Source organism: Kitasatospora sp. NPDC059722 (assembly GCF_042733235.1).
Classification (GTDB): domain Bacteria; phylum Actinomycetota; class Actinomycetes; order Streptomycetales; family Streptomycetaceae; genus Kitasatospora.
In genome coordinates this window covers 29,069-38,393 of sequence record NZ_JBHWGD010000006.1, presented here as the reverse complement: position 1 = coordinate 38,393, position 9,325 = coordinate 29,069, and the positions used below count along the sequence as shown (strand labels likewise).

The 9,325-nt window shown below is 72.7% G+C and carries 7 protein-coding genes; 5 read left to right on the top strand and 2 right to left on the bottom strand.

The window, feature by feature from the left end:
- Positions 1 to 74: 74 nt before the first annotated feature.
- Positions 75 to 1,556 (bottom strand): SulP family inorganic anion transporter, encoded by a 1,482-nt coding sequence (locus ACFV4F_RS05325; protein ID WP_380436454.1) that lies wholly within the window; start codon positions 1,554 to 1,556, stop codon positions 75 to 77.
- 769 nt (positions 1,557 to 2,325) lie between these two features.
- On the opposite strand from ACFV4F_RS05325, the gene gcl reads away from it, so the two are divergent.
- Together gcl and ACFV4F_RS05315 are read left to right on the top strand one after the other, a co-directional pair.
- Positions 2,326 to 4,107, top strand: a complete 1,782-nt coding sequence (gcl, locus tag ACFV4F_RS05320; RefSeq protein WP_380436265.1) for a glyoxylate carboligase — start codon at positions 2,326 to 2,328, stop codon at positions 4,105 to 4,107.
- Between the two features lie 153 nt (positions 4,108 to 4,260).
- Positions 4,261 to 4,749, top strand: a complete 489-nt coding sequence (locus ACFV4F_RS05315) for a glutathione peroxidase (protein ID WP_380500520.1) — start codon at positions 4,261 to 4,263, stop codon at positions 4,747 to 4,749.
- A gap of 49 nt (positions 4,750 to 4,798) precedes the next feature.
- Here the strand turns inward: ACFV4F_RS05315 and ACFV4F_RS05310 are convergent, their stop codons facing one another.
- Positions 4,799 to 5,722, bottom strand: coding sequence for a LysR family transcriptional regulator (locus ACFV4F_RS05310; RefSeq protein ID WP_380500519.1), 924 nt, complete (start codon positions 5,720 to 5,722; stop codon positions 4,799 to 4,801).
- Positions 5,723 to 5,818: 96 nt separating this feature from the next.
- Here ACFV4F_RS05310 and ACFV4F_RS05305 point away from each other — a divergent pair, with 96 nt between their 5' ends.
- Genes ACFV4F_RS05305 through ACFV4F_RS05295 form a run of 3 tightly spaced genes read left to right on the top strand, consistent with a single transcriptional unit; the run spans position 5,819 to position 9,197 of the window.
- Positions 5,819 to 6,523, top strand: coding sequence for a succinate dehydrogenase cytochrome b subunit (locus tag ACFV4F_RS05305; protein WP_380436259.1), 705 nt, complete (start codon positions 5,819 to 5,821; stop codon positions 6,521 to 6,523).
- Positions 6,520 to 8,463: a fumarate reductase/succinate dehydrogenase flavoprotein subunit gene (locus ACFV4F_RS05300; RefSeq protein ID WP_380500518.1), complete on the top strand. Its 1,944-nt coding sequence runs from the start codon at positions 6,520 to 6,522 to the stop codon at positions 8,461 to 8,463. The genes ACFV4F_RS05305 and ACFV4F_RS05300 overlap by 4 nt, the downstream gene beginning before the upstream one ends.
- On the top strand, positions 8,460 to 9,197 hold the full coding sequence (locus ACFV4F_RS05295; RefSeq protein ID WP_380436255.1) for a succinate dehydrogenase/fumarate reductase iron-sulfur subunit: 738 nt from the start codon (positions 8,460 to 8,462) through the stop codon (positions 9,195 to 9,197). Before ACFV4F_RS05300 ends, ACFV4F_RS05295 begins: the two co-directional genes overlap by 4 nt.
- Positions 9,198 to 9,325 lie beyond the last annotated feature (128 nt).

The following is a 9,325-nucleotide window of genomic DNA, read 5'->3' as shown; positions in this document are numbered from 1 at the left end:
TGCGGGGTTGGGGGCGCGCTGCGCCCCCCCCGCGCCCCCCGCGACCAGGCTAACCAGACGTCAGCCGGCGGCCGTCACACCACCATCGGCAGCGGCGGTTCGACGGCCAGCGGCGCCGAGCTGCGCGCCCGGTGCTGCGCGGCCCAGGACGCGAGCGCCACCGTGCAGGCGTGGTCCAGGTGCCGCAGGCCGGACCAGTCCAGCTCCACCGGGCGGTCGGCCGGCAGCCGCTCCAGCGCGTCGAGCAGCCGCGGCAGCCGCAGGAACGTCGCGTTGCCGCTCAGCCGCACCCGCTGCAGCGCCTCGCCCGAGGGCAGCCGCTCCTCCTCCACCCGGATCTGCAGGTGCGAGGTCTGCCACGCGGACTTCACCACCGCCAGCCCGACGCCGATCAACACCCCCTCGAACAGGTCGGTGACGACGATCGAGCCCGCCGTCACCGCGAGCACCACCGCCTCGCCCCGGTGCTCCCGGCACAGCGCCGCGATCCGCCGCACCGGGACGAGCTTCGCGCCCGCGTGCACGAGGACGGCGGCGAGCGCGGTGAGCGGGACGAGCCCGAGCACGCCGGGGAGCAGGGCGGTGAACAGCAGCAGCCAGACGCCGTGCAGGGTGCGCGAGGCCTTGCTGCGGGCGCCGGCCTGGACGTTGGTGGCGCTGCGCACGATGACGGCGGTCATCGGCAGCGCGCCGAGCAGTCCGCACACCGTGTTGCCGATGCCCTGCGCGGTGAGTTCGCGGTCGTAGTCGGTGCGCGGGCCGTGGTGCATCCGGTCGACGGCGGCGGCGCTGAACAACGTCTCGGCGGAGGCGATGAGGGTGAAGGCGACGACGGTGCCGAGGCCCGCGCCGCCGGCCAGTTCGCCGAGGGTGACGCGGTCGGGCAGGTGGACGACGTCGAGCAGGCCGGCGACGCGGACCCGGGCCACCGGCAGGTCGGCGGCCGCGGTCACGGCGGCGGCGAGCCCGACGGCGGCCAGCGGGGCGGGCACGCCGCGGGCGACCCGCTCCGGCAGGTGCTTCCAGAGGACGAGCACCAGCAGGGTGGCCACGCCGAGCGCGACGGCGCTCGGGTTCGCGGCGCCGGTGAGGGCGTCGCGCAGCAGGGCGGGCAGGCCGGCGATCTTCTCCGGGCCGGTGGCCGGGGCCCGGCGGTCGGCGAGCGCGTACAGCTGGCCGGAGAGCAGGGTGAGCCCGATGCCGGCGAGCATGCCGTGCACGACGGACGCGGACATGGCGCGGAACCAGCGGCCGAGCCGCAGGGCGCCCATGGCCAGCTGGAGCAGTCCGGCGCCGAGGACGAGCAGGCCGAGCGCGTGCGGGCCGAAGCGATGGACGGCGTCGTAGACGAGGACGGTGAGCCCGGCGGCCGGCCCGCTGACCTGGAGGCTGCTGCCGGGCAGCAGCCCGACCACCAGGCCGCCGACGATGCCGGTCACCAGGCCGAGCTCGGCCGGGACGCCGGAGGCGACGGCCACCCCGACACACAGCGGCAGGGCGACGAGGAAGACGACGATCGAGGCGGGCAGGTCGTAGCGCCACGGGACGGTGCGCAGGAGTCCGGTGAGCGAACCCCGGGGCCGGCCCGGGGGCGCGGTGCGGCGGGGGCGGCCCGGCGGGCCCTTGCGGCGGTGGGGCGGACGGCTCACCCGGTCACCGCCGGGCGACGGACGGGGTTTCGGCGCATGGGTACGTTCCTTCCGCGCGCCCGCCGGCGGCGGGCACGCTGCTCCGGGGCGGGCGGGGAAGCGTGCGGGTCGGCATGCGGGGAGGCATGCGGGAAGCGTGCGGATCGGCATGCGGGGACACAGGCGCGGACGACACATGCGCAGACACATGCGAGGAAGCGTGCGACGGGACGTGCGGGCGCGAGGGGCACGGTACGAAGGGCAGGGCCTGCGGTACGGCCGGCGCTTGCGGATGCGCGCGGTGCTAGCGGGTGCGGGCGGGAAGAAGGGCCGCACGACGGGGGCGACAGTGGGTGGCCCGGCGTGGCTCCGACGGTACCCAGGGGTGCGGGGCGGGCCAACCTCGCACACGGCCCCTTCACCCGGGCTGCACACCGGGTCCGCTTTCCGGGCCGGAACGCACGGTTCCCCGGGCACACTTGCACGACAGCCGTCCGCGTGTACGAACGAGGTCTGCCCACCACGGATCCCACAGGCCACACCCTGGGCGAACGTCCACAATCTGTTGAATCTCCCCTTGACGCCCCGACAGGCTCCGTCCTACCTTTTCTTCCACATACAGAAACCGTTCTTCCGTATGGTGGAATTCTGGAGATGAGCCCTCCGAGCCACTGCGGGCCGACGCAGGAGAAACCCGATGCCTCGTATGACAGCCGCCCGCGCGGCCGTGGAGATCCTCAAGCTCGAAGGCGTTGAGGTCGCGTTCGGCGTGCCGGGCGCAGCCATCAACCCGTTCTACGCCGCCCTCAAGGCCTCCGGCGGGATCAGGCACACGCTCGCCCGTCACGTCGAGGGCGCCTCCCACATGGCCGAGGGCTACACCCGCGCCAAGGCCGGCAACATCGGCGTGTGCATCGGCACCTCGGGCCCGGCCGGCACCGACATGATCACCGGCCTGTACTCGGCGATCGCCGACTCGATCCCGATCCTGTGCATCACCGGCCAGGCCCCGGTCGCCCGCCTGCACAAGGAGGACTTCCAGGCCGTCGACATCGCCTCGATCGCCAAGCCGGTCACCAAGGCGGCGACCACCGTCCTGGAGGCCGCCCAGGTCCCCGGCGTCTTCCAGCAGGCCTTCCACCTGATGCGCTCCGGCCGTCCGGGCCCGGTCCTGATCGACCTGCCGATCGACGTCCAGCTCACCGAGATCGACTTCGACCCGGAGGCCTACCAGCCGCTGCCGGTCTACAAGCCGACCGCGAACCGGATCCAGATCGAGAAGGCCATCGCGCTCCTCCAGGAGTCCGAGCGCCCGCTGATCGTCGCCGGCGGCGGCGTCATCAACGCCGACGCCTCCGAGCTGCTGCTGGAGTTCGCCGAGCTGACCGGCGTCCCGGTGATCCCGACCCTGATGGGCTGGGGCATCGTCCCGGACGACCACGAGCTGAACGCCGGCATGGTCGGCCTGCAGACCTCGCACCGCTACGGCAACGAGAACTTCCTCGCCTCCGACTTCGTCCTCGGCATCGGCAACCGCTGGGCCAACCGCCACACCGGCGGCCTGGACGTCTACACCGCGGGCCGCAAGTTCGTCCACGTCGACGTCGAGCCCACCCAGATCGGCAAGATCTTCGCCCCCGACCTCGGCATCGCCTCCGACGCCAAGGCCGCACTGGAGCTGTTCGTCACGGTGGCCAAGGAGCTCAAGGCCGCCGGGCAGCTGAAGGACCGCGGCGAGTGGGCCGCCGCCACCCAGGCCCGCAAGGCCCAGCTGCAGCGCCGCACCCACTTCGACAACGTGCCGCTCAAGCCGCAGCGCGTCTACGAGGAGATGAACAAGGCCTTCGGCCCGGAGACCCGCTACGTCACCACCATCGGCCTGTCCCAGATCGCCGGCGCGCAGATGCTGCACGTCTACAAGCCGCGCCACTGGATCAACTGCGGCCAGGCCGGCCCGCTCGGTTGGACCATCCCGGCCGCGCTCGGCGTCGCGACCGCCGACCCCGAGGGCCAGATCGTCGCCCTGTCCGGCGACTACGACTTCCAGTTCATGATCGAGGAGCTGGCGGTCGGTGCGCAGCACCGCATCCCCTACGTCCACGTCCTGGTGAACAACTCCTACCTGGGCCTGATCCGCCAGGCGCAGCGGAACTTCGACATCGACTTCCAGGTCAAGCTGGAGTTCGAGAACATCAACGCGCCGGAGCTGGGCGTCTACGGCGTCGACCACGTCAAGGTCGCCGAGGGCCTGGGCTGCAAGGCGATCCGGGTCACCGAGCCGGAGGGCCTGCTGCCGGCCTTCGAGGAGGCCAAGAAGCTGGCCGCCGAGTTCCGCGTCCCGGTCGTCGTCGAGGCGATCCTGGAGCGGGTCACCAACATCTCGATGAGCGGCAACGACATCGACAAGGTCAACGAGTTCGAGGAGCTCGCGACCCTGCCCGAGCACGCGCCGACCGCCATCAAGCCGCTGGCCGTCTGAGGCGGCGCACGGACCCGCAGCGTGGGGGCGGACGCGCCGCTCAGTGCGCCCCCACGCTCGCGGAACACCGGCGGCGCCGTCGTGGTTGAGCCTTCTGGGAGCGCTACCGTAACCCGGGAGTCCGACCCCACCGACCTGCCGAAAGGGACCACCGTGAGCCTGTACGACATTCCGCTGCGCACGCTGTCCGGCGAGGCCACCTCGCTCGCCGACTACAAGGGCAAGGCGCTGCTGATCGTCAACGTCGCCTCCAAGTGCGGTCTGACCCCGCAGTACGCGGGCCTGGAGCGGCTCCAGGAGCGCTACGCCGCGCGCGGGTTCAGCGTGCTGGGCTTCCCGTGCAACCAGTTCGCCGGGCAGGAGCCGGGCAGCGCCGAGGAGATCGAGACGTTCTGCTCGACGACGTACGGCGTCACGTTCCCGCTGTTCGAGAAGATCGAGGTGAACGGTGACGACCGGCACCCGCTGTACGCCACGCTGGTCGGGACGGCGGACGCCGAGGGCGAGGCCGGCGACGTCAAGTGGAACTTCGAGAAGTTCCTGATCACCCCGGACGGCTCGGTGGCCGCCCGGATCCGCCCGGCCACCGAGCCGGAGTCGGACGAGGTCGTCTCCGCGATCGAGGCCGTGCTGCCGGCCTGATCGCCGCACTGCCATGAGAAAGGCCCGGGGCACGCGCCCCGGGCCTTTCTCATAGCAACAGCCGTGTGCCCGGCGGCAGTTCGCCGTCCCGGGCGGCGTCGCGCAGGTGTGCCAGAAGGGTCTCGCGCAGCGCGTCGGCGGCGCGCGTGAGCGGCACCTCGTGGCCGTGCGCGACGGCGATCGTGCGCCCCAGGCCCGGTCCCGCGAACGGGGTCACCCCGAGCCCCGAGCGGGCCGCCACCATGCCGGGCACCACCGCGGGCCCGAGCCCGGCCCGGACGAAGCCGAGCACCGCGTCCATCTCCCCGCCCTCCACCGCGAACTCCGGCTCGAACCCCGCCGCCCGGCAGGCCGCCAGGGTCGCCTCGCGCACGTCGTAGCCCTCGCGGAACATCACCAGCGGCCGCCCGCGCAGCTCCGTCACCCGCACCGTGCGCCGGGCCCGCTTCGGGAGGGCGGACACCAGCACCAGCTCCTCGTGCAGCAGTTCGGTGACGTCCAGGGCCGGCGCCACCTCCCCGCTCGCGGGGGTGATCACCAGCGCGAGGTCCAGCTCCCCCGCCGCCAGCCAGCGGACGAGGTCGCGCGAACCGCCCTCGCGCACCGCCAGCGCCACCCCCGGGTAGCGGTCCCGGAACACCCGCAGGACGTCCGGCACCAGGCTCGTGCACAGGCTCGGCGGCGCCCCCAGCCGCACCCGGCCGCGGCGCAGCTGGACCGTCTCCTGCACGGCGAGCCGCGCGCTCTCGGTGTCCGCGAGGATGCGCCGCGCCAGCGGCAGCAGTGCGTCCCCCGCGTCGGTGAGAGCGATCCGGCCGCGCGTGCGGTGGAACAGCTCGGCGCCCAACTCCCGCTCCAGTGCCCGGATCTGCTGCGAGAGGGACGGCTGCGCCACGTGTGCCGCCTCGGCCGCGCGCGTGAAGTGGCGGGTCTCGGCGACGGCCAGGAAGTAGCGGAGTTGCTGGAGCTGCACACGGCCAGGATAGGCCTCCTTGATAGTGGCTGCCTATCGTCACGAGCCGCATCATGTCTTGGACGCACCCTTGCGGCCGTCCCTACCGTGGCTGCCATGACAACCGCGACTCGGACGGCCCGGCACCCGTCCACCCTGGCGACCCTCTGGCGGTCGACCGTCGGCAAGAAGGCGGTCATGGCCGTCAGCGGACTGGCCATGCTGCTGTACCTGGTCGCGCACATGCTGGGGAACCTCAAGGTGTTCTTCGGCCCCGACGACCTCAACGGCTACGCGCACTGGCTGCGCACCATCGGCGAACCGTTCCTGCGCTACGAGTGGTTCCTCTGGATCGCCCGCTCCGGCCTGCTGGCCGCCGTCGTCCTGCACGGCGTCGCCGCCTACCAGCTGAGCCGGCGCGACCTCGCCGCCCGGCCGAGCAAGTACGTGCACCAGCGCCGCCGCGCGAGCTACGCGACCCGCACGATGCGCTGGGGCGGGGTGATCCTCGCGCTGTTCATCGTGTGGCACGTCCTCGACCTGACGACGCTCACCGTGAACCCCGTCGCCGAGCACGGCCACCCGTACCAGAACATCGTCGCCACCTTCGGCCGCTGGTACAGCGACGTGATCTACATCGTCGCGATGCTCGCCGTCGGCCTGCACGTCCGGCACGGCTTCTGGAGCGCCGCGCAGACCCTCGGCGCCAACAACGCCCGCCGGGACCGGGCACTGAAGCTGGCCGCCAACGGCCTCGCCCTGATCCTCACCGCGGGCTTCCTGTCCGTCCCCGTGGCCGTGATGACCGGAGTCGTGAAATGAGCTACGCGTCCTACACCGTCGGCGAGCCGATCGCCGACACCAAGGCGCCCGCCGGGCCGATCGAACAACGCTGGGACCAGCGGCGGTTCGACGCCAAGCTGGTCAACCCGGCCAACCGCCGCAAGCACACGGTGATCGTCGTCGGCACCGGCCTGGCCGGCGGCGCGGCCGGCGCCACCCTCGCCGAACAGGGCTACCACGTCGTCCAGTTCTGCTTCCAGGACTCCCCGCGACGCGCCCACTCGATCGCCGCCCAGGGCGGCATCAACGCGGCCAAGAACTACCGCAACGACGGCGACTCCGTCCGCCGGCTGTTCTACGACACCGTCAAGGGCGGCGACTTCCGCGCCCGCGAGTCCAACGTGCACCGGCTGGCCCAGGTCTCGGTGGAGATCATCGACCAGTGCGTGGCCCAGGGCGTCCCGTTCGCCCGCGAGTACGGCGGCCTGCTCGACACCCGCTCCTTCGGCGGCGTCCAGGTCTCCCGCACCTTCTACGCCCGCGGCCAGACCGGCCAGCAGTTGCTGCTCGGCGCCTACCAGGCGCTCTCCCGGCAGATCGCCGCCGGCAACGTCGAGATGCACGCGCGCACCGAGATGCTCGACCTCGTCGTCGTCGACGGACGCGCCCGCGGCATCGTCGCCCGCGACCTCGTCACCGGCGAGATCCGCACCCACACCGCCGACGCCGTCGTGCTCGCCAGCGGCGGCTACGGCAACGTCTTCTACCTCTCCACCAACGCCAAGAACTCCAACGCCACCGCGATCTGGCGGGCCCACCGCCGCGGCGCCCTCTTCGCCAACCCGTGCTTCACCCAGATCCACCCCACCTGCATCCCGCGCTCGGGCGACCACCAGTCCAAGCTCACCCTGATGAGCGAGTCGCTGCGCAACGACGGCCGGATCTGGGTGCCCAAGGCGCGCGGCGACCAGCGGCCGCCGGCCGAGATACCCGAGGACGAACGCGACTACTACCTGGAGCGCGTCTACCCCGCCTTCGGCAACCTCGTCCCGCGCGACATCGCCTCCCGCGCCGCCAAGAACGTCTGCGACGAGGGCCGCGGCGTCGGCCCCGGCGGCCAGGGCGTCTACCTCGACTTCGCCGACGCCGTCCGCCGGATGGGCCGGGACGCCGTCGAGGCGAAGTACGGCAACCTCTTCGACATGTACGAGCGGATCACCGCCGAGGACCCGTACCGGGTGCCGATGCGGATCTACCCCGCGATCCACTACACGATGGGCGGGCTCTGGGTCGACTACGACCTCCAGACCACCGTGCCCGGCCTGTTCGCGATCGGCGAGGCCAACTTCTCCGACCACGGCGCCAACCGGCTCGGCGCCAGCGCCCTCATGCAGGGCCTCGCCGACGGCTACTTCGTCCTGCCGCCCACCCTCAACGACTACCTGGCCCGGGAGAAGCTGCCGGCCGTCGCCACCGACCACCCCGCCGTCACCGAGGCGGAGGCCGAGGTCGGGGACCGGCTGGGCCTCATCCTCGCCGTCGACGGCGACCGCACCCCCGACTCCTTCCACCGCGAACTCGGCGAACTCCTGTGGGACAAGTGCGGCATGGCCCGCGACGAGGCCGGGCTGCGCCGGGCCCTGGAGCGGATCCCGCGGCTGCGCGACGAGTTCTGGCACCGCATCAAGGTGCCCGGCACCGGCCGGGAGCTCAACCAGTCGCTGGAGAAGGCCAACCGGCTCGTCGACTACTTCGAGCTCGCCGAACTCATGTGCCTGGACGCCCTGCACCGGGCCGAGTCCTGCGGCGGCCACTTCCGCACCGAGAGCCAGACCCCGGACGGCGAGGCCGCCCGCCGCGACGAGGACTACACCTACGCCGCCGCCTGGGAGTTCACCGGCACCGGCACCGCGCCCGTCCTCCACCGCGAGGCGCTCGACTTCGAGTACGTCCACCCCACCCAGCGGAGCTACGCATGAACCTCACCCTGCGCATCTGGCGCCAGGCGGGCCCGGACACCCCCGGCGCGATGACCACTTACGAGGTCGGCGGGATCAGCCCGGACATGTCCTTCCTGGAGATGCTCGACACCCTCAACGAGGAGCTCATCACCCGCGGCGACCAGCCCGTCGCCTTCGACCACGACTGCCGCGAGGGCATCTGCGGCGCCTGCGGCATGGTCATCAACGGGCAGGCCCACGGCCCGGAACGGACCACCACCTGCCAGCTGCACATGCGGCACTTCACCGACGGCGACACCATCGACGTCGAGCCCTGGCGGGCCTCCGCCTTCCCGGTGGTCAAGGACCTCGTCGTGGACCGCTCGGCCTTCGACCGGATCATCGGCTCCGGCGGCTACGTCACCGCCCCCACCGGCAGCGCCCCCGACGCGCACGCCACGCCCGTCCCCAAGGAGGCCGCCGACACCGCCTTCGAGCACGCCGAGTGCATCGGCTGCGGCGCCTGCGTGGCCGCCTGCCCGAACGGCTCGGCGATGCTCTTCACGTCCGCCAAGGTCGTCCACCTCAACGTGCTCCCCCAGGGCGCGCCGGAGCGCTCCTCCCGGGTGCGGAACATGGTCGCCGCCATGGACGCCGAGGGCTTCGGCGGGTGCACCAACACCGGCGAGTGCGCCACCGCCTGCCCCAAGGGCATCCCGCTCCCCAGCATCGCCGCGATGAACCGCGAGTTCCTGAAGGCCGCGCGCGGCTGAACTCCCCCTCCCCGTGGGGGGGCCCGGGGGGGGGCGGGGGGGGGGGGCCCGGGGGGGCGCCCGCCGCCGCGGCCCGGCGGGGGGGGGGGCGGCGCGCCCGGCCCCCGCGGGGTGGGTGGTTGTGAGTA

What these genes read in the sequence shown, in the direction of transcription:
- ACFV4F_RS05295 (WP_380436255.1), top strand. Translation starts at nt 8,460, where the DNA reads ATGAACCTCACCCTGCGCATCTGGCGCCAGGCGGGCCCGGACACCCCC.
- gcl (WP_380436265.1), top strand. Translation starts at nt 2,326, where the DNA reads ATGCCTCGTATGACAGCCGCCCGCGCGGCCGTGGAGATCCTCAAGCTC.
- ACFV4F_RS05300 (WP_380500518.1), top strand. Translation starts at nt 6,520, where the DNA reads ATGAGCTACGCGTCCTACACCGTCGGCGAGCCGATCGCCGACACCAAG.
- ACFV4F_RS05305 (WP_380436259.1), top strand. Translation starts at nt 5,819, where the DNA reads ATGACAACCGCGACTCGGACGGCCCGGCACCCGTCCACCCTGGCGACC.